The 24353-nt window shown below is 71.4% G+C and carries 24 protein-coding genes; 6 read left to right on the forward strand and 18 right to left on the reverse strand.

Annotation, left to right across the window (positions count from 1 at the left end):
- Positions 1 to 100: 100 nt before the first annotated feature.
- From RS82_RS09385 to RS82_RS09400, 4 genes are read right to left on the reverse strand one after another with little or no spacing between them, the layout of a single operon-like run.
- On the reverse strand, positions 101 to 1729 hold the full coding sequence (locus RS82_RS09385) for a DUF5597 domain-containing protein (protein ID WP_045298625.1): 1629 nt from the start codon (positions 1727 to 1729) through the stop codon (positions 101 to 103).
- A complete protein-coding gene (locus RS82_RS09390; protein ID WP_045298627.1) occupies positions 1726 to 2634 on the reverse strand; it encodes an alpha/beta hydrolase in 909 nt (302 codons plus the stop codon). Before RS82_RS09390 ends, RS82_RS09385 begins: the two co-directional genes overlap by 4 nt.
- Positions 2627 to 4108, reverse strand: a complete 1482-nt coding sequence (locus tag RS82_RS09395) for a C-glycoside deglycosidase beta subunit domain-containing protein (protein WP_045298629.1) — start codon at positions 4106 to 4108, stop codon at positions 2627 to 2629. Before RS82_RS09395 ends, RS82_RS09390 begins: the two co-directional genes overlap by 8 nt.
- Positions 4109 to 4134: 26 nt before the next feature.
- Positions 4135 to 5436, reverse strand: a complete 1302-nt coding sequence (locus tag RS82_RS09400) for a C-glycoside deglycosidase beta subunit domain-containing protein (protein WP_045298631.1) — start codon at positions 5434 to 5436, stop codon at positions 4135 to 4137.
- Positions 5437 to 5652: 216 nt separating this feature from the next.
- Here RS82_RS09400 and RS82_RS09405 point away from each other — a divergent pair, with 216 nt between their 5' ends.
- Entirely contained in the window at positions 5653 to 6606 is a 954-nt protein-coding gene (locus RS82_RS09405; RefSeq protein WP_045298634.1) for a LysR family transcriptional regulator, read from the forward strand.
- Positions 6607 to 6629: 23 nt separating this feature from the next.
- Here RS82_RS09405 and RS82_RS09410 read toward each other — a convergent pair whose 3' ends face one another.
- Complete coding sequence (locus RS82_RS09410; protein ID WP_052676765.1) at positions 6630 to 7841, reverse strand: MFS transporter; 1212 nt, start codon at positions 7839 to 7841, stop codon at positions 6630 to 6632.
- A 78-nt stretch (positions 7842 to 7919) separates the two neighbouring features.
- Here RS82_RS09410 and RS82_RS09415 point away from each other — a divergent pair, with 78 nt between their 5' ends.
- A complete protein-coding gene (locus RS82_RS09415) occupies positions 7920 to 8294 on the forward strand; it encodes a MerR family transcriptional regulator (protein ID WP_045298636.1) in 375 nt (124 codons plus the stop codon).
- A gap of 9 nt (positions 8295 to 8303) precedes the next feature.
- Here RS82_RS09415 and RS82_RS09420 read toward each other — a convergent pair whose 3' ends face one another.
- Positions 8304 to 9308, reverse strand: coding sequence for an acyl-CoA thioesterase (locus tag RS82_RS09420; RefSeq protein WP_045298639.1), 1005 nt, complete (start codon positions 9306 to 9308; stop codon positions 8304 to 8306).
- Between the two features lie 98 nt (positions 9309 to 9406).
- Between RS82_RS09420 and purU the strand changes: the two genes are divergently transcribed.
- Complete coding sequence (gene purU, locus RS82_RS09425) at positions 9407 to 10282, forward strand: formyltetrahydrofolate deformylase (protein ID WP_045298641.1); 876 nt, start codon at positions 9407 to 9409, stop codon at positions 10280 to 10282.
- Positions 10283 to 10309: 27 nt separating this feature from the next.
- Here the strand turns inward: purU and RS82_RS09430 are convergent, their stop codons facing one another.
- The 12 genes from RS82_RS09430 to RS82_RS09485 form a co-directional block, all read right to left on the reverse strand.
- Entirely contained in the window at positions 10310 to 11101 is a 792-nt protein-coding gene (locus RS82_RS09430) for an IclR family transcriptional regulator domain-containing protein (protein ID WP_045298643.1), read from the reverse strand.
- Positions 11102 to 11138: 37 nt separating this feature from the next.
- Positions 11139 to 12311, reverse strand: a complete 1173-nt coding sequence (locus RS82_RS09435; protein WP_045298645.1) for a thiolase family protein — start codon at positions 12309 to 12311, stop codon at positions 11139 to 11141.
- Position 12312: 1 nt separating this feature from the next.
- Positions 12313 to 12999, reverse strand: coding sequence for a 3-oxoacid CoA-transferase subunit B (locus tag RS82_RS09440; RefSeq protein ID WP_045298647.1), 687 nt, complete (start codon positions 12997 to 12999; stop codon positions 12313 to 12315).
- Positions 12996 to 13757 (reverse strand): 3-oxoacid CoA-transferase subunit A, encoded by a 762-nt coding sequence (locus RS82_RS09445; protein WP_045298649.1) that lies wholly within the window; start codon positions 13755 to 13757, stop codon positions 12996 to 12998. Before RS82_RS09445 ends, RS82_RS09440 begins: the two co-directional genes overlap by 4 nt.
- Before the next feature lie 181 nt (positions 13758 to 13938).
- Positions 13939 to 15303: an alpha/beta hydrolase family protein gene (locus RS82_RS09450; protein WP_045298651.1), complete on the reverse strand. Its 1365-nt coding sequence runs from the start codon at positions 15301 to 15303 to the stop codon at positions 13939 to 13941.
- 84 nt (positions 15304 to 15387) lie between these two features.
- Complete coding sequence (locus tag RS82_RS09455) at positions 15388 to 15834, reverse strand: MarR family winged helix-turn-helix transcriptional regulator (RefSeq protein ID WP_045298653.1); 447 nt, start codon at positions 15832 to 15834, stop codon at positions 15388 to 15390.
- Between the two features lie 98 nt (positions 15835 to 15932).
- Positions 15933 to 16337, reverse strand: a complete 405-nt coding sequence (gene pcaC, locus RS82_RS09460; RefSeq protein WP_211255898.1) for a 4-carboxymuconolactone decarboxylase — start codon at positions 16335 to 16337, stop codon at positions 15933 to 15935.
- Positions 16334 to 17113, reverse strand: a complete 780-nt coding sequence (locus tag RS82_RS09465; RefSeq protein ID WP_045298655.1) for an alpha/beta fold hydrolase — start codon at positions 17111 to 17113, stop codon at positions 16334 to 16336. The genes pcaC and RS82_RS09465 overlap by 4 nt, the downstream gene beginning before the upstream one ends.
- Complete coding sequence (locus RS82_RS09470) at positions 17110 to 18510, reverse strand: lyase family protein (RefSeq protein ID WP_245619570.1); 1401 nt, start codon at positions 18508 to 18510, stop codon at positions 17110 to 17112. Before RS82_RS09470 ends, RS82_RS09465 begins: the two co-directional genes overlap by 4 nt.
- Positions 18500 to 19075: a protocatechuate 3,4-dioxygenase subunit alpha gene (gene pcaG, locus RS82_RS09475; RefSeq protein WP_045298657.1), complete on the reverse strand. Its 576-nt coding sequence runs from the start codon at positions 19073 to 19075 to the stop codon at positions 18500 to 18502. The genes RS82_RS09470 and pcaG overlap by 11 nt, the downstream gene beginning before the upstream one ends.
- Positions 19075 to 19944 (reverse strand): protocatechuate 3,4-dioxygenase subunit beta, encoded by an 870-nt coding sequence (pcaH, locus tag RS82_RS09480; RefSeq protein WP_045298659.1) that lies wholly within the window; start codon positions 19942 to 19944, stop codon positions 19075 to 19077. Before pcaH ends, pcaG begins: the two co-directional genes overlap by 1 nt.
- Positions 19945 to 20016: 72 nt before the next feature.
- Positions 20017 to 20775: an IclR family transcriptional regulator gene (locus tag RS82_RS09485; protein WP_045298661.1), complete on the reverse strand. Its 759-nt coding sequence runs from the start codon at positions 20773 to 20775 to the stop codon at positions 20017 to 20019.
- A 77-nt stretch (positions 20776 to 20852) separates the two neighbouring features.
- On the opposite strand from RS82_RS09485, the gene RS82_RS09490 reads away from it, so the two are divergent.
- The 3 genes from RS82_RS09490 to RS82_RS09500 all read left to right on the forward strand — a co-directional run bounded on the left by RS82_RS09490 (position 20853) and on the right by RS82_RS09500 (position 24339).
- The gene (locus RS82_RS09490; RefSeq protein WP_045298663.1) at positions 20853 to 21605 is read left to right on the forward strand and encodes an IclR family transcriptional regulator; all 753 of its coding nucleotides are present in this window, start codon (positions 20853 to 20855) and stop codon (positions 21603 to 21605) included.
- Positions 21606 to 21843: 238 nt separating this feature from the next.
- Complete coding sequence (locus RS82_RS09495; RefSeq protein WP_045298665.1) at positions 21844 to 23028, forward strand: 4-hydroxybenzoate 3-monooxygenase; 1185 nt, start codon at positions 21844 to 21846, stop codon at positions 23026 to 23028.
- 84 nt (positions 23029 to 23112) lie between these two features.
- Positions 23113 to 24339 carry an MFS transporter gene (locus tag RS82_RS09500; protein WP_245619571.1) on the forward strand — a complete coding sequence of 409 codons (1227 nt, stop codon included), beginning with the start codon at positions 23113 to 23115 and terminating at the stop codon, positions 24337 to 24339.
- Positions 24340 to 24353: the final 14 nt, after the last annotated feature.

Below are 24353 nucleotides of genomic sequence, written 5' to 3' on the forward strand. Positions count from 1 at the left end.
TCGCGCGGCCACGTCACGCCGACGACCACGCGTGGCCGCGGCGTCACGAGGATGCGGCGGGATCTGCGCTCCCGGGAACTCGGTCTGACTCATCGGTTCCTCAAGACACTCGGAGCAGGGCGACTCGCGCGGCGCCGACGCGATCCACCGGGACGACCTGGAGGCGCTCGTCGCCGTTGAGGACGCGACCGGGAGCGACACCGCCCTCGTCCAGGAGAAGCTCGACGACGGAGTCGACCTCCACTGATCCCTGAGGTGCGGCGAAGTCGAGCTTCACGCCCTGGCCGATGACGACGAGCTCGTCGTCGGCCACGGCGAAGATCAGCCCGAACGGCCGCTGCTCGCCCGGCGTCGGAACGGGCTCACGCGGGAGAGTCTCGTCGGGGACCGGCAGCGCCTCGTCGGGAAGCTGCACACCCACGTCGAGCAGGAAGTCACGGACGATGTCACTCAGCCCCCGAGCGCTCACCGTGAGGTCCCCGACCGTGGTCTCGGCCGGAGGGGCGCCCGGCTCCACCACGACGGCGCCGATGCGTCCGGCTCGCTGGGCCTCGGCGATCTCCGGCTCGAAGGCGGTGAGGTAGGCGAGCATCCCGGCGACCTGGCCCTCGGGGTTGGCTCCGTCGACGCCGAAACCCGACCATCCGACCGCCCGATAGGCGCCGATGGCGCGTGCGAGCTCGGCCGCGCGCAGTCTGCTCTCCGGCACGAAGAACGGCTGTGAACCTGTCGCGTAGGTCCGCATCGCCGAATCGGCGTCGTCCACGTAGATGTCGGGCCCGACGAGCGAAAGGGAGGGTGCCGCCGTGCGCCACACGTCGATGACGCGACTCGAGGGTCCGCCGCTCGGCCACTGGCCCGGTTCGTCCTGCCCGGGCTGAGGACCCAGCCACGCGTTGGCGTACATCGGGATCCGCTTGACGGACTGACCGCGCTCGGCGAGGTGCTGCACGTACGACGCGATCGACCACGCCATGAAGATCTCGTCGGCGCCCGAGCCGTCGCCGAGCACCTCGCTCCATGTGCCCGCGTCACGCCGGCCGCCGTGCACCCAGAGTGAGTGGAGCAGCGACCCTTCGTCGCCCTCGCGAGCGGCGGCGATGAGCGCGGCCGGCGCACCCCGACGCCACGCCGTCTCGGCGAGGTCGCTCCGGTCGCGGCTGTCGCGCAGGATCCCCGACTCGTTCTCGACCTGGACCAGGGCGACGACATCGGTCCGATCGACCTCTGCGAGGTGAGTGATGAAGGCTTCGAACGCGGTGGCATCGGCATCGCGGAGCGCCTCGCTGAAGACCGAGAGCACGGGCGTCGGCATCACACCGGAATAGTGGAAGGCACTCCCCCGGGTCTTCGCGTGCACCACGGCGCGCGGGAATCTCGTCCGGTCCGCCCGCACCCACCGCGGCGCGTACGTCGACGTCGCGTTCTTGAACGCACCGAACCACAGCAGCACGAGATGCAGTCCCCGGCTGCGGGCCTCGTCGATCATCGCGTCCACGAGCGTGAAATCGAACTCGCCCTCGCGCGGCTCGGTCAGCGCCCAGCTGACCGGCGCGAGCACGGTGTTCGCGTGCAGCTCCCGCGCATGGGCGAACGACTGACGGATGGATGCCGTCGACGAGCTCGACGAGTTGTGCACCTGGCCGCCCAGCAGAAGGCGGAGCTCGCCGTCCTTGCGCAGACGCAGGTCTTCGCCGAACGACCAGGCCGAGCGATCGCCGGCGCTCACTGCGTCCCGCCGATCCAGCGCACGATCGCTTCGATGGTCGGCAGCGCGGCCGGGTCGGCGGGCTCGTTGATGTGGCCGTGGTCGGCGCCGGCCTCGAGGCGGAGAGCGACGTCGATCCCGGCAGCATCCAACTGCCGTGCGAAAGCCTCGCCCGACGGACGCAGGCCGTCGAATTCGCACACGAGCACGAACGTCGGCGGGAAGCCGTCGACCGACCCGAGTGCCGCGAAGGCGTGCGCATCGCCGAGCGCCTCGACGGACCCCGCGAAGTTCAGCGCGAGGCCACCATGCGGGGAGTCGGGATCGAGTTCTGCGGAGGCCGCTGGTCCGTTCGGATGCACGACCGGGTAGACGAGCACGAGCCCGTCGGGCACCCGATCGCCGGCGTCCCTCAGTCGCGCGACCGCGCCGGCGGTCAGGTTGCCGCCGGCACTCGCACCCCCGAGGTATACGGTGTCGGCGGCGAACAGCTCATCCGCGTGCGCGACCGCGTGCCGCCAGGCGGCGAGCACGTCGTCCGAGGGCGCGGGGAAGTGCACGTCGCCGAGGCACTTGACGTAGTCGACGGCGAGCACCGGGATGCCGCGCGCCGCGAGTTCGAGCGCGAACCAGTTCGACTCCGGCATGTCGAGGTGGCCGCCGATGAAGGCGCCGCCGTGCACCCACACGAGCGCGCGACCGGATGCCTCGGCCGAGGCATCCGTGTACAGCCGCGCCGGCACGGCACGGGCGCCCCCGTCGATCGCGGCATCGCGCGTCTCGACGTTCGCGAGGCGCGGGAAGCGGCGCTTCAGCGACTCCGTGTCGATGTCGGGTCGCGGGTCGGCCGGCTCGCCCTGCTCGCGGAACATCCGGAGCACCTCGGGCAGGGGCAGCGTGCGGAAGTCGACCTCGGTGTCAGACATGAGCCGCCTGCACGGCGCGCATCGAGGCGCGGATGAGGTCGTGCTGCTTTCGGACGAGCAGCAGCGGATCGACTTCGCCGAGCTCGGCGAAGGCGTGCCCTTCCCACTCGCTCGACCAATAGCCGCGGTAGCCGCCCTCGACGAAGACGCGCACGAGCTCCGGGTAGTCGATCGCGGGCTCCTGGCCGTTCTCGTCGATGTCGTAGAACTTCGCGTGGACATGCGTGATCTGCGGCATGATATCGGCCCACTCGCGCGGGTCGACGTGGCCGTGCATGTTGAAGGCGAGGTGCGCGAACGAGCCGAGGCGGCCCGGGTCGAAGCCGCGGGACTTCAGGTAGCCGATGAACTCCTGCTGCCGCTCCTGCATGGTGGCATCGGTCGCCCAGATGCGCTGCAGCTCGGCGAGCGCGGCGTCATCCAGCCCTGCGCGCGCCACGGCGCGCAGCAGCGTCGGCGACATGCTGTGCATCGTCGACGAGAAGTCCGCGACGAATCCGAGCAGCGGCGAGTCCAGCTCGGCGTACGTGTCGCGCACCTTCAGGATCGGCTCGGCGTTCGGCCCCATCGGCGCGTGGATCTCGTACGCCAGCTGCAGGTCGAGTCGCTCCGCCACCGGAAGCAGCCGCCGCAGCAGCTCGGGCTTCGCCGACTGGATGCGCACCAGCGGGAACCCGAGCTTCTTCGCCCCCTGGAACATCAGCTCGCTGAACTCGAACTCCTCGTCCGGAGTCATGTCACGGTCGCGCCGGCGACCCATGTCGAGGTTCGCGCCGAAGGAGCTCGCGTCGAAGCCGTGCTTGTCGAAGGCGGCGCGCCACTGCGCGACGAACTCGTCCGACACCACCGGGTAGGTCGGCAGCACCTGCGACGCGACGATCTCGATGCCGGGTCCGATGCCGAGCTCGGCCACGCGGTCGAGCAGGCCGTCGAAGTCGTACCAGCCCGCGCGGAACTCCGCACTCGCCGAGTACAGCGTGAGGCCGAGCTTGAAGGGGTCGTCCTCCGTGGCGGGCGGCGGAGGCGCGATGTCGGTCGCGGTCGCGAGGGGCGCAGCATCCGTGTCCGTCACTGTCAGCGTGAAGGACTGGCGCACGATGTTCGGCACATACAGGCCGGGGCCGCCGTCCTGTCCGGGCGCGATCTGCATGTACGGCAGGCGCAGCTCGCCGAAGATCTCGACGTCGTGCTGCTCGCCGAGCGCGACCGGCTGGTCGAGCCGTGCGACGAGGAGCGGATGCTGCTGCAGGAACCACAGCGTCTCGCTCTGCTGCGGCAGCTCGGCGAGCGCGTAGCGCGTGCCGCCGAGCTCGAAGGCGAGGTCGTCGGCCGGGAGCTCGACGCCGTCGACGGTGAGGCGGAGCGTCGAGACGGACGAGAGCCACAGGCTCCGGTACCACGGGATCGTGAGTTTCAGGGCGAGCCCGTCAGGGTGCGGACGGAGGCTGTCTTCGGCGATGAGTCCGTTGGGCATGGTTCTCTCCGTTTTCGGGCGGTTCGTCAGAGGGTGGAGGCGATGGATCGGATGAGGGAGTGCTGCCGGCGCACCTGCTCGATCGAGCGCCAGGGGATGCGATCGCCCTCGTACTCGCTCGAGAGGTACCCGGCGTATCCGGCGTCCTTGAGGGCGCGCAGCACCGGCTCCCACGGGATCTGCTGATCCACGAGGTTCTCGTCGATGTCGTGGAACTTCGCCTGGATGAAGACGACGTACTTCGCGATGTCGGCGATGTCGGCGGGGTCGACGGCGATGCCGTCGAGGAACGCGGGACGACGACCCGGCAGCTCTCCGGGCTTCAGCGGGATGGGCCGGTCCTGGAAGATGCCGGTGTCGAGCAGCAGTCCGAAGTGCTGGGTTCCGGTGCGCTCGATGAGACCGATGTAGTCGTCGACGACCTCGTGCTTGATGGGGGTCGGCGAGTGGATCTCGGGGCAGATGACGACGTCGAGCTCCGCCGCGAGGTCGAGCGAGCGCTCGACGGACTCGGTCCAGATGGGGTGCGGGACGAGGTCGCTCGACACGACGCCGATCTTCGGGCGCACGAAGCGGAACCCGAGCCGCTTCGCAAGGCGCAGGTCGCGCTGCAGCATCGCAGCTCCCTCGGCTGCCGTGAGGTCGCGCGCGTTCGCGCCGCTCGAGTGCAGGCGGGTGTCGATCCACGAGCCGTAGTTCGTGGGCTCGAGCGAGTACTTCTCGAGCAGGGCGAACCAGCGGTCGATCCACTCGGTCGTGGGCTCCGGGTACCGCTCGATGTGCCCTTCGCCGAGGATCTCGACGCCCGTCGCGCCGACGTCGGCCACCGCGGCGAGCGCCGTCTCGAGGTCCATGACGGTGCCGTAGTCGCTCATGAAGCTGTAGAGACTGACGCCGTACTTGAAGGGTCCGCCGTCCTCCGAGGAGGTCAGCGTGATGTGCCGCGAGACCTCGTACGTGGAGGGCTGGTGCTCCTGGGGGATGTACGACATGCGCAGGCGCAGCTGGATCGAGACCTCGTGCGTGCCCTCGGGAAGCCCGCCCGGGTGCGGCACCGTCACGATCGCAGCCTCCTCGAGCGGCCAGCGGACGCCCTCCGAGTCCCACAGCTCCTGCAGCGAGTACGTGCGGCCGGCGAAGGTCCAGCAGGGCACCTCCGCGGGGACGTCGACGAGATCGCCGACGCGGACCGCGACGCCGTCGATGAGGGATGCGGCCATGCCGCGGTACGAGGGCATGCGGAGGCGAAACTGAAAGCCGGTGGTCTCACCCCCTTCGCGCACATTGCGGAAGCCGACGGACTGGATGAGATCTCTCTCGAGAAGCATCGATGCTCGCTCTCTGGGGTCGGGACCGCGCTGCTGCGGGCCGGGAGTCCCTTCGAGAGTATCAGCGTTAGGCTTGATTTCGACATAAGTAAGTGTGATGCGCACATAATTACGACACCGCGCGCACATCGTCGCGGACGATGCCACCTACCCGCCGCATAGATTGCACGGATACACTGGGCCCGAGGCATCCCGACCCCGGAGGAGCACACCGTCGTGTCCGATCAACCGCTGCTCTCCCGGCTCGACCTGAACCTCCTGGTCGCCCTGGACGCGCTGCTGACCGAGCGCAGCGTGACGCGCGCGGCCGAGCGGCTGCACCTGAGCCAGCCCGCACTGAGCGCCTCGCTCGCGCGGCTGCGCACGCACTTCAACGACCAGATCCTCGCCCGCCGGGGCAACACCTACGAGCTCACCCCGCTCGCCCTGCGCCTGACCGAGCACACGACGACGGCACTCGAGGCCGCGCGCCGCGTGTTCGAGAGCCAGGCGACGTGGAGTCCGAGGGACTCGACCCGCGAATTCTCGATCTACGGCTCCGACTACGGCTTCGCCACCATCGGCAGCGAGGTGTCCCGCCTCGCGGCGGAGGCCGCCCCGGGTGTGCGCTTCCGCTTCATGCTCCACAACCCGGCCATCGTCGACGACGCCCTCAACCGGCTGCGCTCGGCCGACGGCATGGTGATCCCGCACGGCTACCTCGTCGACCTCCCGTACGCGGATCTCTGGCGGGACGGCTGGGTGGTCGTGGCCTCCGAGTCGAACGAGCAGGTCGGCGACGAGCTCACGATGGACGTCCTCGGCGCACTGCCGTGGGTCTTCACCTACCAGTCGCGTACGGCGTTCACCTCGGCGGCCCGGCAGCTGCAGCAGCTCGGCATCGAGCCGCACATCGAGGCGGTCGTCGAGAGCTTCCTCGCACTGCCGCACTTCATCGCCGGCACCAACCGCCTCGGCCTGATCCAGGCGGGTCTCGCCCACGTGGCCGAATCGGTGCCGGGGGTGCGCACGCTCGAAGCGCCCTTCGACGCGACGCCCGTCGTGAACGCACTGTGGTGGCACCCCGTCCACGGCCGCGACCCCGAGCACGCCTGGATGCGCGGCATCTTCGAGCAGGCCGCGGCATCCGTGTCGAATCGCCCGACGTCCGTCGTGAGCCAGCCCGCCTGAGCGCCCGCCCTGAGGGCGTGACTTCACGCCTGCCGTCGCGCCGCCAATCCGGACCCCGCCGCGGTGAGGCCGGCGGCGACCAGCACGACCACGGCCGACACCGCCATGTTCGCCGTCGGCCCGTACGTCGCGGTGAGCTGGCCGCCGGCCCACGAGCCGCCGGCAATCCCGACGTTGAAGAGCACCACGATGGACGCGCTCGCGAGGTCGCGGAGACGATCGGATGCTGCGCGCATGAGCGCCGTCTGGATCAGCGGGAACATCGCACCGGTGCCGGCACCCCAGAGCGCCAGGGCGACGACCACGACGAACGTCGCGTGCGGAGCGATCGCGAGTGAGGCGAAGGCGACGACGAACACCAGCAGCGTCGCGGTCAGGGCCGTACGGGGGAACCGATCGGCGAGGCTGCCGGCCACCGCCACCCCGGCCATGCCCGCAGCGCCGAACACGAAGAGCAGGGCACTCGCCCAGCCGTCGGCGACGCCGGCAGACTCGGCGAGGTACGGCCGGATGTACACGAACGAGAGGAACTGCGCGAGGCCGATCAAGAGCCCCGCGATCCCGAACGCGACCAGCGGCGGGAGTGACCGATCGTGGCGCAGCGGCGCACGCTCGGCCGCAGGCACGGGCTCGACCACCGACCGCGGCAGCCGGCGGAAGACGACGGCGGCGAGCATCAGCATCCCGATGCCCATCACCGCGAAGGAGACCCGCCAGCTCGTCAGCTGCGCGAGCGCCGTCGCGACGGGAAGTCCGAGCACCGTCGCCGCCGTGCCGCCGCCGGTGACGAGAGCGAGCCCGCGGCCGAGCTGCGCACCCGACAGCAGGGACGACGCGTACACGATCACGATCGCCCAGAACACGCCGTGCGCCACCGCGGCGACCGCCCGCGTCGCGAACGCGAACTCGTACGTCGGCGCGAAGGCCGTCGCGACGTTCGCCAGGGCGAACACCGCGAGCGAGACGGCGACCACGATGCGTCGGTCGATCCGCCGTGTCGCCCGCGTGAGCGGGATGCTCGTGGCGATCACCACGACCGCCCACACCGAGACGAGCAGTCCGATGCGCAGGGGATCGACTCCGAAGTCGCGGGCCATCTCGGGCATGAGCCCGGCCGGCAGCGACTCGGCGGTGACGGTGACGAAGACCCCCAGCGAGAGCAGCAGCAGCGCGCCCAGCGGGAAGCGCGAGACGGAGGTTCCGGGGAGGGTGACGGATGCCGTGGACGAGGTCATGCAGCGAGGCTAAACTTTGACATCAATGTCAATGTCAAGCTTTCGCGCGACACGGATCGACACGGAGGGCATCGCGGCATGAAGATCGGCGAGCTGTCGCAGCGCACCGGCATCCCCGCACGGATGCTGCGGTACTACGAGGAGCAGGGGCTGCTGGCGTCCGAGCGCTCGGCGAACGGCTACCGGGCCTACGACGAGGCCGACGTGGAGCGCGCCACGCGCGCCCGCGGCCTCGTTCAGGCGGGGCTCTCGACGCGCCTCGCCAAGGTCGTTCTCGACGTCGAGCGGCAGTGCGCGCTGGCGCAGCCGACATGCTCGCGCGAACTCGCCGAGATGCTCGCGACCGAGCTGTCGGCGCTCGACGACCGCCTCGCATGCCTCACCAAGAGCCGCGATGCGGTCGCGCGGTATCTCACGCTCACCCGCAACGGCGATCTGGTCGGCGCGGCCTAGCTCCTCGGGCTACGGCTCGAGCGTGAGGGAGGCGGCGATCGGCACGATCTCCTCGCGCAGCGCCATGATCTCGCGCACGTGCTCCTGGAGGCGCTCGTCCTCGGAGAGCTCTGGCGTCCACTGCGGGACCGGCTGGGCGACGCCGTCGGCGCCGGGCACGACGAACACGCTGAGGCACTGCGTGGTGAGCGTGCGGTCCTCGGGCGTACGCGGGTCGGCGGTCCACACCCGTGTGCTCACGTGCATGCTGTGCCGGCTCGTGTAGACGATGCGCGCGTCGACGTCGACGAGATGCCCGATCACGACCGGCGCGAGGAAGTGGATGCCGCCGGAGTAGACGCCGATCGCCGCACTCGCGTCCTCGCCGTCCTTCGCCCATGCCGCGGCGACGGCGTAGCCGGCCTCGTCGATCCAGCGCATGACCGTGCCTCCGTGCGCCTTGCCCCCGAAGTTCACGACCCCGGGCGGGGCGAGGAACCTGAGCGTGGTGCGCGGGGCGGTCGAGGCATCCGTGTAGTCCTCCTCGAGCATGAGGCGCTTGATCTCGGCGCGGGACTCGATCCTCTCCAGCGCCCCCTCGGCGAGCTTGTGGTCGGACCGGCTCACCGGCTTCCACGCCGGCACCTCGGTGGGCCGGCCGTCGGCGCCCTTCGCGACGAAGACGAGGATGCACGTCGTCGCCGGCGTGTAGAGGCGCTCGTTCACGTCGGTCGACGAGACGGTGACCACCACGTGCATGCTCGTGCGCCCGGTGTAGACGATGCGGGCCTGCACCTCGATGAGGCTGCCGGGCGCGATGGGCCGCCGATGGCGGACGTTCCCGACATAGGCGGTGACGCAGTAGGCGCCCGCCCAGCCGACCGCGCAGGCGTACCCGGCCTTGTCGATCCACTCCATGACGCTGCCCGCCGCGACCGAGCGGCCTCCCGCGGCGGTGTCGGCCGGGACCGCCATGAACCGCATCGTGATGCGGTCGTCGCGGGCCGCTGCCCGTGCCCCGGAGGTGGCGCTCATGCCGTCAGGGTACGGGCCGCGGCATCCGTCTGTCCCCCGCATGTCGCGCGGAACGGCCTCAAGAAGCGGCGTTCCTTCGCACAGGGCAGAATCGAACAATGGCCGCCTCCCTGCACCTGAATCCCGACCACGCCTGCCTCATCGTCCACGGCAGCGACCAGCCGGGAATCGTGGCCGCGGTCTCGGCGATGATCACGCGCATCGGCGGCAACATCGTCGCGTTCGACCAGTACTCCGACAACCCCGAGGGCGGTGCGTACTTCCAGCGGGTCGTGTTCCACCGGCCGGGCTTCGCGGCCGCCCGGCCGCACATCGAGGCCGAGATCGCCCAGACCCTCGCCGGCTTCGACCTGGAGTGGTCGCTCACCGACCAGTCCGTGCCCAAGCGCATGGCGATCCTGTCGTCGAAGCAGGACCACTGCCTCCTCGACCTGCTGTGGCGGCATCGCCGCGGCGACCTGCCGGTGACCGTGCCGATGGTGATCTCGAACCACACCGCCTCCGCGGAGGACGTCCGCTCGTTCGGCGTGCCGTTCTTCCACGTGCCGGGCGTCGCCGGCCCCGACAAGTCGGCCTCCGAGGCGAAGATCCTCGAGCTGCTGCGCGGGAACGTGGATTTCGTGGTGCTGGCCCGCTACATGCAGATCCTGTCGGGAGACTTCCTCAAGGAGCTCGGGGTGCCGGTGATCAACATCCACCACTCGTTCCTGCCCGCCTTCATCGGGGCCGAGCCGTACAAGAAGGCCAAGGAGCGGGGCGTCAAGCTCATCGGCGCGACCTCCCACTACGTCACGGACGACCTCGACGAAGGCCCGATCATCGAACAGGACACCGTCCGGGTGACCCACGCCGACTCCGCCGCAGAGCTCGCCCGCAGGGGCGCCGACGTCGAGCGCCAGGTGCTCTCCCGGGCCGTGCTCTGGCACGCCGAGGACCGCGTCATCCGCCACGGCAACCACACGATCGTCTTCTGAGACGGCTGGCGCAGCCCGCAGCATCCGTCACACCAGTCGCAGTTCGGCGTCGATCGCGGCGGCGGCCTCCTGGAGCACCGGCAGGTGCCGCTCGAGGACGTGCTCCACGGTGTCGCGGGTGGCGCTGGTCGAGACGTTGACCGCGGCCACGACGTCGCCGCGGCGATCGTGCAGCGGCACGGCCACCGAGCGCAGGCCCGGCTCCAGCTCGCCGTCGACGAGGGACCAGCCCTGTGCGCGCACGCGGTCGAGCTCCGCGCGCAGCTCGACGGTGTCGGTCACGGTGCGCTCGGTGAGGGACGGGAGGACGGATGCTGCGAGCACCGCGTCGACCGCGGCATCCGGCAGACCCGCCAGCAGCGCGCGGCCCATCGACGTCGCGAAGGCGGGGAACCGCGTGCCGATCGTGATGCGCACGCTCATGATGCGCCGCGTCGGGACGCGCGCGATGTAGACGATGTCGCCCCCGTCGAGCACGGCGGCCGAGACGCTCTCGTCGACCTCGCGCGACAGCCGCTCGAGGTGCGGCTGCACGATCTCGGGGATCGACAGGGCGGAGAGGTAGCTGAACCCGAGCTCGAGGACTCGCGGGGTGAGCGCGAACGTGCGGCCGACTCCCGATCCCGCCGAACCACGGACGTAGCCGAGCTCCTGGAGGGTGCGCAGGAACCGTCCCGCGGCCGCGCGCGTGATCGCGGCACGGCGCGCCACCTCGCTCAGCGTCAGCTCGGGGTGCTCCGCATCGAAGGCGCGGATGACCGCGAGCCCGCGGACCAGGGACTGGATGGTGTCGTTGGTGCGGGCCGCGTCGTCGGTCACCGGCTCACCCTACCCATCTGCGGGGCGCTCGCCCGGTTCAGCGCTCGAGCACGACGGCGAGGCCCTGCCCCACGCCGATGCAGATCGCCGCGACCGCGACCCCGCCCCCACGGCGGGCGAGCTCGTGCGCGGCGTGGCCGATGATGCGTGCGCCCGAGGCGCCGAGCGGGTGTCCGATCGCGAGCGCGCCGCCGTGGATGTTGAGCTTCTCGGGGTCGAGATCGGGCCAGCCCGCCAGGCACGCCAGCGACTGCGACGCGAACGCCTCGTTGAGCTCGACGAAGTCCACGTCGGCCCACGTCCGGCCCGCACGCGCGAGCGCCATGTTCGCGGCCTCGATCGGCGCGATCGGGAACTGGTCGGGGTCGACGCCATGGGACGCGCGGCCGGTGATGCGGGCGAGCGGCTCCGTTGACAGCACGCCCTCTCGGCCGAGCAGGACCGCGGACGCGCCGTCGTTGATGGGCGACGAGTTGCCGGCCGTGACGCTGCCCTCGCCGTCCGCGGCGAACAGCGCCTTGAGGCCGGCGAGCTTCTCGACCGACGTGTCGTCGCGGATGCCCTCGTCGCGGGCGAGCTCGGCGCCCGGCACCTGGACGGTCTCGGCGTCGTAGACGCCCGCGGCCCACGCCTCGGCTGCCAGCCGGTGCGACCGCACGGCGAACTCGTCCTGCGCGCCGCGCGAGATCCCCCACTCGCGGGCGATCAGCTCGGCCGACTCGCCGTTCGAGATCGTCCAGTGCTTCGGCAGCTTCGGGTTGGTCATGCGCCACCCGATCGCCGTGTTCCACAGCGTCTGGTTGCCGACGCTGGGCCACGGCCGCGGCGACTTCTCGACGACGTACGGGGCACGGCTCATCGACTCGACGCCGCCGGCGAGCACGACGTCGACGTCGCCCGCGTCGATCGCACGCGAGCCTTGGATGACCGCCTCGACAGACGACGCGCAGAGCCGATTGACCGTGACGCCGGTCACCGTGGTCGGGAACCCGGCGAGCAGCGCTCCCATGCGTGCGACGTTGCGGTTGTCCTCCCCTGCCTGGTTCGCGTCGCCAAAGATCACGTCGTCGATGCGGGCGGGATCGAGGCCGGTGCGCTCGATGGTTGCCTTCATGACGACGGCCGCGAGGTCGTCGGGGCGCACGCCCGACAGCGCGCCGCCGGCGCGGCCGAACGGCGTGCGGACGGCGTCGTAGACGTAGGTGGTCATGTCATTCACCTTCCCGGATGCCGCGGGTCGAGGCATCCACGAGTTCCAGGCCCGTGAGCTCGGCGAGGAGCTCGACGGTGTTGTCGCCGAAGGCCTCGCGCACCGCGAAGCCGTCGGGCGTGACGTCGAAGACGGCGTGGTCGGTGTAGACCCGCGTGACGCAGCCGACGCCGGTGAGCGGGTACGTGCACGCCTCGACGAGCTTCGACCCACCGGTCTTGGTGAGGAGGTCGGTCATGACATACACGTTCTTCGCGCCGATGGCGAGGTCCATCGCACCGCCGACCGCCGGGATCGCGCCGGGCGCCCCGGTCGACCAGTTGGCGAGGTCGCCGCGCTGCGACACCTGGAACGCGCCGAGTACGCACACGTCCAGGTGCCCGCCGCGCATCATGCCGAACGAGTCGGCGTGGTGGAAGTACGCGGCACCGGCCAGCGCCGTGACGGGCTGCTTGCCGGCGTTGATGAGGTCGGGGTCGATCTCGCCGCGCTCGGGCGACGGGCCCATGCCCAGCATGCCGTTCTCGGTGTGCAGGATGATCTCCTGGTCCAGCGGCAGGTAGTCGGCGACGAGCGTGGGCGCGCCGATCCCCAGGTTGACGTAGGAGCCCTCGGGGATGTCCTGCGCGATGCGCGCCGCCAGCTGCTCGCGGGTGATGCGCGTCGCCTGCGCGGTCGTCTCGGTCACTGGTCGACCTCCGTTCCGGATGCTGCCGCGCCGGCGAGCGGGCGACCCTCGATGTCCACTCCCCCGACGAAGGCGCCGGCGTCGAGCCACCCGCGCTCGCCCACGGCGACGACGCGGTCGACGAAGATGCCGGGGGTCACGACCGTCTCGGGGTCGAGCGAGCCGAGGGGCACGAGCTCGTCGACCTGCACGATCGTGGTGGTCGCCGCCGACGCCATGATCGGCCCGAAGTTGCGCGCGGTCTCGCGGTACACGAGGTTCCCCCACCGGTCCGCGCGGTACGCGCTCACCAGGGCGTAGTCGGCCGTGATCGGGTACTCGAGCGCGTAGGAGCGGCCGTCGATCTCGCGGATCTCCTTGCCCTCGGCGAGCTGGGTGCCGACGCCCGTGGGCGAGAAGAACGCGCCGATGCCCGCGCCCGCCGCGCGGATGCGCTCGGCGAGGTTGCCCTGGGGCACGAGCTCGAGCTCGATCTCGCCCGCGCGGTAGAGGCCGTCGAACACCCACGAGTCGTGCTGGCGCGGGAACGAGCAGAGGATCTTGCGCACCCGCTTCTTGGCGAGCAGCGCCGCGAGCCCGACATCCCCGTTGCCGGCGTTGTTGTTGATGATCGTGAGGCCCGACGCCCCCTGGGCGATGAGGGCGTCGATGAGTTCGACGGGCTGTCCGGCCCGGCCGAAGCCGCCGATCATGATGGTCGCTCCGTCACGGATGCCGGACACGGCCTCCTCGACGGTCGCCACGGTCTTGTCGATCATTCGGCACCTCGCTGGGGTGTTCGCTGTGCGAACGACTGTTCGCATTACCGATCAGTCTACGCGGCCGACTCCGAACAGGGAAGACCCGGCCGCGGAGGACGCGCGAACGCGGCGCGCCGGGAACACGCAGCGGGGCGGCATCCGTTCGGATGTCGCCCCGCTGCGTGCGCGCCGGTGGACGTCAGCGCCGCCCCTCGCGGTCGCCCAGGAACTCGCCGGGCTGGGTGGCCACGAACGCCGAGCCGCTGTCGTCGAGCGAGGCTGCCAGTCGGTTCATGACCGTCGCCGAGCTCCCCGACCAGTGGCCGGTCTCGACCCGCTGCTGGAGCACCTCGATGCCCGCGGCGATCTCGGCCGCGGTGAAGTTGCAGTGGCCGACGTGATCCACGAAGAACTGGCGCAGCAGGCTCGCGTCGTGCGCGCCGCGGACGTCCTCGGCGTACTCCTGCTCGACCTGGACGGGCGCCAGCACGTCGTCGAGGGTGTGCAGCGTGACGACGGGCATCTGCAGGTCGCCGGTGAGGCCCGACGACGCACGCAGCGTCTCGACCGAGCCCGGGTCGGCCGCGATGTCGGCGGTCTGCGTCAGTGTCGCAAGGTCGGCCTTGAGGTCGAGGCCCGCCTCGCGGTAGAGCTCGGCGACGAGGCCGCGATCCTCCGACTGCGCGAAGAGCTTGCCGTAGTCGACCCCGAGATTCCAGGTCGCGTTCCCGCCCGCCGTCGACTCGATGTCGAAGCGACCCGGAGTCACGAACCCGATCGTTCCGAGCAGCTGGGTGTAGAGCGACTCCTGCCGAACAGCGGGGTCCTTCGTCGCCTCCGCTTCGAGCACGCCGTCCGACAGATGGAAGAGGGCGGCAGCGAGCGCGACGCGCGCCCGGCCTTCGGCCGTCTGCTGACCCGCCTGCACGGCGGCGCTCAGAGCGGCCGACGTCGCGAAGGCCTCGTTCAGCGTCGCGTACCCCTCGATCTGGAGGTCCTGACCGGCAAGGAGCTGCGCGATCGCGTGGGATCCGTCGAGCTGGTAGTTGTTCAGGTCGACAGCGCCCTCCATCAGCCCGCACGTCGGCATCGCCCCCTCGATGACGTCGCCGGCCGACTCGGCGAGGCGCCCGGTGACCAGGCCCCCCATCGACGTGCCGTAGGCGAGGATGTGCTCAGGCTCGAGTCCCGTCTGATCGAGCATGGCGTCGAGCGACTGCAGCTGGTCGTCGACGGCGGTGGGGACCGCCCAGCCGCTCGAGGCGTACGACGACCCGACGAGCGCGTAGCCGCGTTCGAGCAGGAGCGCCTTGGTGTCGTCGTTCGGGGCGACGGATGCCGGATTCCCCGGCACGAACGAGGGCCGGTAGCCGTGGCTGTACAGCAGGACGGTGCCGTTCCAGTCCGAGGGCACGGACGCGAGCCAGGTCGTGCCGTTCGCGAGCGAGCCGGAATAGTCGGCGCCTGCGTCGGCCATCGCGGGTGGCGCGACGAGACCGATCGAGAGTGCCGCACCGGTGGCCGCGGCGACCGCGAGTGTGCGAATGCGAACGCGTGGGGACATGGGGATGGTCCTTCCGTTGTCGTCGTCGACAGTGGCGCCGTCGTCATCGACGGCGCTGGGACCAATTATCAACTTTCCTGATGATCAGTCAACAGGTGCCGCGGGCTGCTCCAATGCTCTTCGCGCCTCCTGCAGCCAGCGGCCGAGCTGACCCCGCTGCTGCGCGGACAGGCTCGCGAAGGCTTCGCCCTCGATGCGATCCACATCGTCTCGGCACGCCGCCAGCAGCGCCACGCCGGCCGGAGTGAGCGAGATCGTCATGCGACGTCGGTTCTGCGGGTCGCGCGCCCGTTCGATGAGCCCGGCCCCCTCGAGCGCGCGGACGATCCCCTCCATCGCCTGGGCCGACACGAACGCATGCCGTGCGAGCTGCGCGGAACTCATCTCCGGATGCTGCTCCAGCACCGTGAGCGCGGTGTACTGGGTGACGGTGATGCCGTGCGGGCGGACCACGGCGTCGAGCCGCCCGCGGACGGCCAATTCGACCTGCTTCACCTGGTAGAGGATGCGCGGCGCGTGCTCGGCCGTCATGCGGTCCCCGGGTCCGTCATGCGATGAAGACTACGGGGTTGCGCCGCCGCCTACGCCAAGTCGCGGCATCCCCCGCGACATCGCGCGTGTTGCGCCACCTAAGAGGAGGCCTCGGCGAACACGTCCTTCGCGATGCGGAACGCGGTGTTGGCGGCGGGAACGCCGCAGTACAGGCCCGCCTGGAGGATCACTTCCTTGATCTCGTCGACGGTGAGGCCGTTGCGCAGCGCCGCGCGCAGGTGCATCGCGAGCTCCTCGTGGTGCCCGAGCGCGATGAGCGCCGTGAGCACCGCGACCGACCGCGACCGGCGGTCGAGGCCGGGGCGCGACCAGATGTCGCCCCACGCGACGCGGGTGATGAAGTCCTGGAAGTCGGCGGTCAGCTCAGTGGTGCCCGCGATCGCGCGGTCGACGTGGGCGTCCGACAGCACCTCGCGGCGCACGACCATGCCCTGGTCGTACCGCTCCTCGTCGGTGAGGCCCTCGCCGTCCGGGCGGCTCACGCGGCACGCTCCGCGGCGACCGTGTCGAAGAACCCCCGCAGCACCGCGGCGGTTTGCGCCGGGGAGTCCGCGGGCGCCAGGTGCGAGGCATCCGGGATCCCGATCGCCTCGCCGTGCTGCACACCTGCGGCGATCTCGCGAGCGGATGCCTCGGGCGTGACCGCGTCGTGATCGCCCCACACCGCGAGCACCGGCGTGGCGATCTCGCCCAGCCGGTCGCGCGCGTCGAAGACGGCGAGCGCCTCGCAGCAGCGGGCGTAGCTCTCGTCGTGGGTGTTCTGCAGCACGTGGAGGAGCCGCCCGGTGAGATCGGGATCGCGCTCGATCGAGCCCGGCGCGAACCAGCGCTGCGCCGAACCGATGATGAGGCTCGAGGTGCTCTGCGCGCGCACCTGGGCCGCCCGCTCGTGCCAGCCCTCCGGCGTGCCGATCTTCGCGCCCGAGCACAGGATCGCCGCGGCGGCGATGCGGTCACCGTGGCGCAGCAGCAGCTCGAGCCCGACGGCGCCTCCGAGCGAGACCCCGGCGTAGAGGAAGGGCCCGTCGACGGCGGTCGCGACCGCGTCGGCGAGCTCGGCGATCGAGAACCGGTCGGTCGACGCGGGCGCGGCGCCGTGGCCGGGCAGATCCCACAGGGCGACGCGGTAGTGCTCGGCGAGCGCCGGGACCACGCGGTCCCACAGCAGCGTCGACGTGCCGAGCGACGGCCCGAGCAGGAGCAGCGGCGCGTGTGAGGGGCCGACGGGGTCGGTGAGGGAGATGGCGGGGACGGTCACGCGTCCTCCTCTGCGGTGCGTGCGGCGGCCTCGTCGACGAGGCGGCCGGCGATTCCGGTGTAGCGGGCGGGGTCGAGAAGGTCGGCGACGAAAGCCTCGGGAGTCGTGTCGCGCTCGCGCGCGATGGCGGCGACGTCGGGCGACGCCGCAAGGAGACCTGCCAGGTCGCCTCCCGCGGCGGCCTCGGTCACGAGCTCCGACACGCGCGCCGCACCCAGTGCGGGTCCGAGCACGATCGAGAGGCGCTCCGAGACGATGAGCCCCCCGGTGGCCTCGAGGTTGCGGGCGACGGCGGCGGTGTCGACGTGCAGGCCGGCCACGAGCGACGCAGCGTGCGCGGTCGCGCCGAGTGCGAGGCGCAGCAGCTCCCGCAGCGTCGGCCACTCCGCATGCCACGCGCCGTCGGGGCGCTCGTCTGCGGCGAGGGCCGACGCGAGGTGCAGTGTCACCCCGAGCTGGGGGGCGCGCAGCGCGGCCGAGCGGATGAGGACGGATGCCGCGGGGTTGCGCTTCTGCGGCATCGCCGAGGATCCGCCGCCGGCGCCCTCCGCGAGCTCGCCGACCTCGGTACGGCTGAGGGTGGCGACGTCGGTGGCGATCTTGCCGACGGCGTCGATCGCCTGCACCAGGGCGTCGCCCAGCTCGGTGACCGGCCAGCGGCTCGTGTGCCACGGGGCGTCGGGTGCGGCGAGTCCGAGTTCGTGCGCGAAGGCGGCGGGAAGCGCGGCGGCGGCCTCCGGCCCGGCGATCTCGGTGAAGGACGCCAGCGTTCCCGCGGCGCCGCCGAGCTGTGCCGGCAGCCGCTGCTGCGCTTCTTCGACGCGCTCCTTCGCACGCTCGACGGCGCGCAGCCACCCGGCCGCGCGCAGGCCGACGGTCGTCGGCACGGCGTGCTGCGTCAGCGTGCGCGCCGCCGCGACCTCGTCGCGACGCGAACGGGCGAGCGAGCGCAGCGACACCTCGGCGTGCACGAGCGCCGCGACGATCCGGCTCGTCGCCGCCCGGGCGACCACCATAGCCGCGGTGTCGACGATGTCCTGGCTGGTCGCGCCGCGGTGCACCCAGACCCGCGCGTCGGCTCCGACGCGCTCCCTGAGGCGCACGACGAGCGGGATCACCGGGTTGCCGCCGGCGACGGCCGAGGCGGCCAGCGCCGTGCCGTCGACACCGTGGTCGCGGCAACCGCGGAGCGCGCCCTGCCAGCCGAACTCCGTCTCGATCTCGTCGACCGCCTCATCGGGCGCGAGGCCGACCTCGCGGTAGGCCCGCGCCAGCGCGACCTCGGCCGTCACGAGGGCGTCGAGGTACGCGGCATCCGTCACCGTCTCGTCGTGACCGACGGTCACGGGCGAGAGCAGGCCCTCATCGAGCGGGGGCCGGTCACGGTCAGAAGGCAAGGAACACGGTCTCCTTCTCGCCCTGCAGGTGGATGTCGTGGTGCAGGTTGCCGTCCGGCAGGCGCGTCGCGATGAGCGTAGCGCGCTCGTCCTCCTCGAGCGAGGACAGCAGCGGGTCGGCGGCGAGGAGCTCCTCGGGCTCGGGCAGGTAGATCCGCGTGACGAGCTTGTCGGGAAGGCCGCGCGCGAACACGATGACCGAGTAGAACGGCGCGCCGCCGTCGATCGGGCCCGGGTTGCGGGTCCAGAACTCGTAGCGGCCGACGTCGGTCGTCGCCGCCCGGCCGAAGCCCGTGAACGAGTGGTCGTCGCGGTGGAAGGCGCCGTGGGCGCGCGGGATCCGGCCGTTCTCGTCGGCGCTCCAGATCTCGATGACCGCATCGGGGATCGGGTTGCCGGCGCCGTCGAACACCGTGCCGCCGAGCACGACCGAGCCCGGGCTGTGCGGGAACACCACCTGGTGCTTCTTCTCGTAGTCCAGACCGAAGGCGAAGAACGGACCGACGGTCTGCCCGCCGGTGGCCTCGTGGGTCTTCGGGCCGAGATCGCGGGCGGAGCGGGCCATCAGTGCTCTCCTTCTTCGGGCTCGAACCAGGTCGCGTCGGGGCCGTCGACGACGATGTCGAAGCGGTAGCCCATTGAGAACTCGGGCACCGACAGGTCGTGGTCGTACTGGCCGATCAGGCGGTCGCGGTCCTTCTGACGCCAGATGGTGTTGTAGATCGGGTCGAGCGGGAACAGCGGGTCGCCCGGGAAGTACATCTGCGTCACGAGGCGCTGCGTGAAGCCCGAGCCGAAGATCGAGAAGTGGATGTGCGCCGGCCGCCACGCGTTGACGTGGTTCTTCCACGGGTAGGCGCCGGGCTTGATCGTCGTGAACTTGTAGAACCCGTCGTCGTCGGTGACGATGCGGCCCGCGCCGGTGAAGTTCGGGTCGAGCGGGGCGGGATGCTGATCCCGCTGGTGGATGTAACGGCCCGCGGCGTTGGCCTGCCAGATCTCGACGAGCTGATTGGCGACGGGACGCCCCCACGAGTCGAGCACACGGCCCTCGACGGTCATGCGCTCGCCCTGCGGCTCGCCGATGTGCTGCAGCGTCAGGTCGGACTCGATGGCCGCGACGTCGCGCTGGCCGAAGGCCGGCGACCACAGCTCGATCGTCTCGGGGTCGACGAGCTTCGGGTTCTTGGTCGGGTGGCGCAGCAGGCTGGACCGGTACGGCGGGAAGTCGTGCAAGCTCATGTTGAGCCGCTCCCCCGCCGCCTCACGCCGTGCGGCGGCGGCGTGGTAGTCGACGATCTCCTGCGTGATCTCGCGCTGGGTGAGCTGGTCGGGCGAGGCCAGCAGCGACTCGGGGGCCGCCGCCGTCTGCTCGAGCACCACCGACGACGAGAACGCCTCCTCGCCCTGGGTATCGGGCTGGGCCTGTGTCATGAGGTCTCCTTCGACGACTCGGGTCGTCCCAGGGTCGCACTCCCGCGTGGACTCGACGCCGCGGAATCCCACTCAGTGGGAACGGAGGTCGTGGTGGAGGTCCTTCGCGGCCTGCACGACGAGCGGCCCCAGGCGCCGTTCGTCGGCACGCGCGAGGTGCACGACGAGCCCGAGCGCGACCGGCGGCAGGCCCTCGACGCGCGGCAGCGCGGCAGCGACGGAGACGTTGCCGAGGGTCATCTCCTCGCGCGTCGTCGCATACCCGAGCGCCCTCGTGCGTGCGATATCGGCGCGGAGCTCCTGCTCGGACGTGATCGAGTTCACGGTCTCCCGTTCGAGCGGAGCGTCGAAGTACTGCCGCAGCCAGGCCTCGTCGCGCGTCGCGAGCAGCGCCTTGCCGACGCCCGTCGTGTGCAGCGGCCCGCGCCCGCCCATGCGACTCAGCGTCGGGATCGACTGGCGTCCGGTGAGGCGCCCGACGTACAGGGCGGTCGTCGTCGCGGGCGCCGCTCCGTCGAGCACCGCGAGGTGCACGTTCTCGCCGGTCGCCTCGTACAGCCGCACCATATGGGGCAGCGCCGTCTCGCGCAGGCGCAGCGACAGGGGCGAGAGCTCGCCGAGCTCCCAGAGCCGCGGACCGATGGCATAGGTGTGGCCCGGCCCGCGCGTGAGGAGGCCTTCGGCGACGAGGGTCGCGAGCAGGCGGTGCAGCGTGGATGACGCGAGCCCGGTGCGCGCCGCGAGCGTCGTCGCGGTGACCGCCGGCTCGTCGTCGGTGAAGCAGCCGAGCACGCGCAGCGTGCGCTCGAGCACGCCTTCGCCCTCCGCCATGGATCCTCCTCGTGCGACGTTACCCGCCCCACGCTGCGGGACAGCGTCGAGCCTCGCCGCAATGGCAGAGTGGGCGCATGGCCAACTCGCCCTCCGGCGACTCGATGACCGAGCGCATCGTGCGGGTGCTCGAGACGTTCACCGCCGAGCGTTCGATGCAGTCCGCGGCCGACATCGGCCGCCGCGCGGGACTGCCCTCGTCGACCGCGCACCGGATCGTCGACGAGCTCGTCGACGCAGGCCTCCTCGAACGCGACGAGGACCGCCGCGTGCACCTCGGCATGCGCCTGTGGGAGCTGGCCCTCCGCGGCTCGACGGCACTGCGACTCCGCCAGGCCGCACTGCCCCACATGGAGCAGGTGCAGGCGCGCATCCGCGAGCACACCCAGCTCGCCGTGCTCGAGCAGGACGAGGCACTCTTCCTCGAGCGCCTCTCCCACCCCGATGCGGGCGCCAACATCACCCGGATCGCCGGGCGCCTTCCGCTGCACGCCTCGTCGTCGGGCCTCGTCCTGCTCGCCCATGCCCCGTCCGCCCTGCGCGAGCGGGTGCTCGCCGGTTCGCTGCGCCCCCTCGCTCCCGAGACGGTGACGGATGCCGCGCGCCTGCGCCGCCTGCTCGCCGAGGTGCGCCGTGCCGGGGTGGTGGTGGCGCCCGGCTCGATAGAGGCCGTGTCGACGGGCGTGGCCGTGCCGATCCGCGACGCCGGCGAAGTGGTCGCGGCGCTGTCGGTCGTGCTTCCCCGCGAGACGGACCCTGAGCCGGCGATCCAGGCGCTGCGGGAGGCGGCGGCCGGGATCGAGGCCGACCTGCGGGCCGACCGCCGCTGAGCGCCGGTGGTGCCGCATCCGCTCATGCCCGTTCGCGGGCTCCTGCGGATAAGGACAAGGGTCGGGGTCCTTATCCCCAGGAGCGTTTCCGCGCAGGAACGTCATCCGGCATGGGACGAGCCGATGCGGGGATGACCGCCGCGGCGGTGTGCCCGTTCAACGGGAATCTCGACCACGCCGCGCACGGCGGGCTCACACTGGGGCGAGGCATCCGTTCCGAACGTCGAAGGAGACGTCCATGTCCACGATCCGCACCCGCGTCGCCATCATCGGCGCCGGCCCGGCCGGGCTCCTGCTGTCGCACCTGCTGGGCATCGCCGGCATCGAGTCGGTCGTCATCGACCAGCGCTCGCGCGAAGAGATCGAGACCACGATCCGCGCCGGGATCCTCGAGCAGGGGACCGTCGAGGTGCTGGACTCGTCGGGCGCGTCCAGCCGCGTCCGCACCGTCGGCAACCGCCACGACGGCATCGAGCTGCGCTTCGCCGGCGCCGGCCACCGCATCGACTTCGCCGACCTCGTCGGCCGCGGCGTCTGGCTGTACCCGCAGCACGAGGCCCTCAAGGACCTCATCGCGGTGCGCCTCGCCAAGGGCCAGGACCTCCGCTTCGGCGTGACCGCCGTGCGGGTCGAGGACGCGGCATCCGATCGCCCCCGCGTCATCGCGACCGACGCCGACGGCGCGCCCCTCGAGATCGAGGCCGAGTTCGTCGTCGGCGCCGACGGCTCGCGCAGCGTCGCGCGCGAGGCGGTCACGGGTTCGTCGACCGGCGGCTACTTCCGCGAGTACCCGTTCGCGTGGTTCGGGATCCTGTGCGAGGCGCCGCCGAGCGCCGAGGAGCTCATCTACAGCAACTCGCCCGGCGGGTTCGCGCTCATCAGCCAGCGCAGCGCCACGGTGCAGCGCATGTACTTCCAGTGCGACCCGAACGCCGACCCGAACGCCCTCAGCGAGGAGCAGCTGTGGGAGGAGCTGCAGAAGCGGGTGCCCGGAACGACGCTCAAGGAGGGCCCGATCTTCCAGCGCGACGTGCTGCGGTTCCGCAGCTTCGTCGCCCACGAGCTGCTGAACGGCCGCGTCGCACTGATCGGCGACGCCGCGCACACCGTTCCGCCGACCGGCGCGAAGGGCATGAACCTCGCCGTCGCCGATGTGCTCGTTCTCGAACGAGCGCTGCGCGCCCTCCTCCTCGACAACGACGACCGCCTCATCGAGGCGTTCCCCGAGAAGGCGCTGCACCGAATCTGGAAGGCCCAGCACTTCTCATGGTGGATGACCAACATGCTCCACGTCGCACCCGACGCCTCGGATTTCGACCGCCTGCGCCAACTCGGCGAGCTGCGCTCGGTCGTCGAATCCGAAGCCGGTCGCCGCTTCCTCGCCGAGGCGTACACCGGCTGGCCGCTCGAGGGCCTCGCCTGACGGGGAACTGCGCGCCCGCGGCATTGCCGCTGAACGGGAATGAACGGATGCTGCGGCCCCGGCCTCGGCTATAGTCCGGTGCCTATGGCCTCACCGCCCCGGACCGCACCGCCCGAGCCGTCGCGCACCGCCTCTGCCCTGATGCTCCTCGCGGGCGTGTGCCTGGTCGCGGCGAACATGCGGCCGGCGATCACGGGCCTCGGGCCGCTGCTCGACCAGATCGGCGCCGACACCGGCATGTCGGTCTCGGCGCTGGGCCTGCTCGCCGCGGTGCCGCTCGTCGCGTGGGCGCTGTTCTCGCCGCTCGCGCACGACCTGAGCCGCCGCTTCGGCCAGCCGCGGGTTCTCCTCTGTTCACTGCTGGTGCTGCTCGTCGGCACGCTCGTGCGCTCGATCCCGGGCCCGGTGGTGAGCCTGTGGATCGGCACGGCCATCATCGGCATCGGGATCGCCATCGTCAACGTGCTCATGCCCGCCGTGGTCAAGCGCGAGTTCTCCGGCCACGTCCCCGCCGTCACCGCGGTCTACACCGCGCTGCTCGCCGGGCTCGGCGCCGTCTCGTCGGGTGTGGTCGTGCCGATCTCGCACATCGAGGTCGGCGGGGATCCGGCGGGCTGGCGCTTCGCGCTGCTCGTCACGGGCGGGGCACTCCTGCCCTTCGCGATCGTCGCGTGGTGGCGGGCGCACCGCGGGGCAGCCCGCACGCACGACCGCTCCGCGGCACCGCGCGGGCGCACCGGCATCTGGCGCGACCCGATCGCCTGGCTGGTCGCCGGATACATGGGCCTGCAGGCATCCATGTTCTATATGTTCGTGACCTGGCTCGCCCCGCTCTCGATGTCGATCGGACGCTCCGAGGTCGTGGCCGGGGTCGACGTCATGGTCTACCAGCTGTTCTCTCTCGCCGGGTGCTTGCTGCTCCCACTGGCAGTGCGCGGCGGACTCGAGCGCTGGGCGCCGGCGCTCATCCCGTCGCTCGCGGTCGTCGGCGTCGCGGGCCTCATGATCGCGCCCGACGGCGTGCTGGTGTGGGGCTCCCTCATCGGACTGACGGGTGGCGCGACGCTCGCGATGTCACTCACGCTCATGGCCCAGCGCGCCCGCGACCACGACACGTCGGCGGCCCTGTCGGGGATGTCGCAGTCGGTCGGCTACGTCATCGCCGCGCTCGGCCCGGTCGCCTTCGGCGCCCTGCACAGCGTCACCGGCGGCTGGACGGCGTCCCTCGCGCTCGTGCTCGCGGTGCTCGTCGCACTCACGGTGGTAGGCATGTTCGCCGGTCGCGATCGGTACGTGCTCGAACGTCGCTAGCCGGACGGATGCCG

Source organism: Microbacterium trichothecenolyticum (assembly GCF_000956465.1).
GTDB lineage: Bacteria > Actinomycetota > Actinomycetes > Actinomycetales > Microbacteriaceae > Microbacterium > Microbacterium trichothecenolyticum.

Coding starts and splice junctions, on each gene's coding strand:
- RS82_RS09390 (WP_045298627.1), bottom strand. CDS start 2,634: ATGTCTGACACCGAGGTCGACTTCCGCACGCTGCCCCTGCCCGAGGTG.
- RS82_RS09395 (WP_045298629.1), bottom strand. CDS start 4,108: ATGCCCAACGGACTCATCGCCGAAGACAGCCTCCGTCCGCACCCTGAC.
- RS82_RS09400 (WP_045298631.1), bottom strand. CDS start 5,436: ATGCTTCTCGAGAGAGATCTCATCCAGTCCGTCGGCTTCCGCAATGTG.
- RS82_RS09410 (WP_052676765.1), bottom strand. CDS start 7,841: ATGACCTCGTCCACGGCATCCGTCACCCTCCCCGGAACCTCCGTCTCG.
- RS82_RS09415 (WP_045298636.1), top strand. CDS start 7,920: ATGAAGATCGGCGAGCTGTCGCAGCGCACCGGCATCCCCGCACGGATG.
- RS82_RS09420 (WP_045298639.1), bottom strand. CDS start 9,308: ATGAGCGCCACCTCCGGGGCACGGGCAGCGGCCCGCGACGACCGCATC.
- purU (WP_045298641.1), top strand. CDS start 9,407: ATGGCCGCCTCCCTGCACCTGAATCCCGACCACGCCTGCCTCATCGTC.
- RS82_RS09435 (WP_045298645.1), bottom strand. CDS start 12,311: ATGACCACCTACGTCTACGACGCCGTCCGCACGCCGTTCGGCCGCGCC.
- RS82_RS09445 (WP_045298649.1), bottom strand. CDS start 13,757: ATGATCGACAAGACCGTGGCGACCGTCGAGGAGGCCGTGTCCGGCATC.
- RS82_RS09450 (WP_045298651.1), bottom strand. CDS start 15,303: ATGTCCCCACGCGTTCGCATTCGCACACTCGCGGTCGCCGCGGCCACC.
- RS82_RS09455 (WP_045298653.1), bottom strand. CDS start 15,834: ATGACGGCCGAGCACGCGCCGCGCATCCTCTACCAGGTGAAGCAGGTC.
- pcaG (WP_045298657.1), bottom strand. CDS start 19,075: ATGGCCCGCTCCGCCCGCGATCTCGGCCCGAAGACCCACGAGGCCACC.
- pcaH (WP_045298659.1), bottom strand. CDS start 19,944: ATGACACAGGCCCAGCCCGATACCCAGGGCGAGGAGGCGTTCTCGTCG.
- RS82_RS09485 (WP_045298661.1), bottom strand. CDS start 20,775: ATGGCGGAGGGCGAAGGCGTGCTCGAGCGCACGCTGCGCGTGCTCGGC.
- RS82_RS09490 (WP_045298663.1), top strand. CDS start 20,853: ATGGCCAACTCGCCCTCCGGCGACTCGATGACCGAGCGCATCGTGCGG.
- RS82_RS09495 (WP_045298665.1), top strand. CDS start 21,844: ATGTCCACGATCCGCACCCGCGTCGCCATCATCGGCGCCGGCCCGGCC.
- RS82_RS09500 (WP_245619571.1), top strand. CDS start 23,113: ATGGCCTCACCGCCCCGGACCGCACCGCCCGAGCCGTCGCGCACCGCC.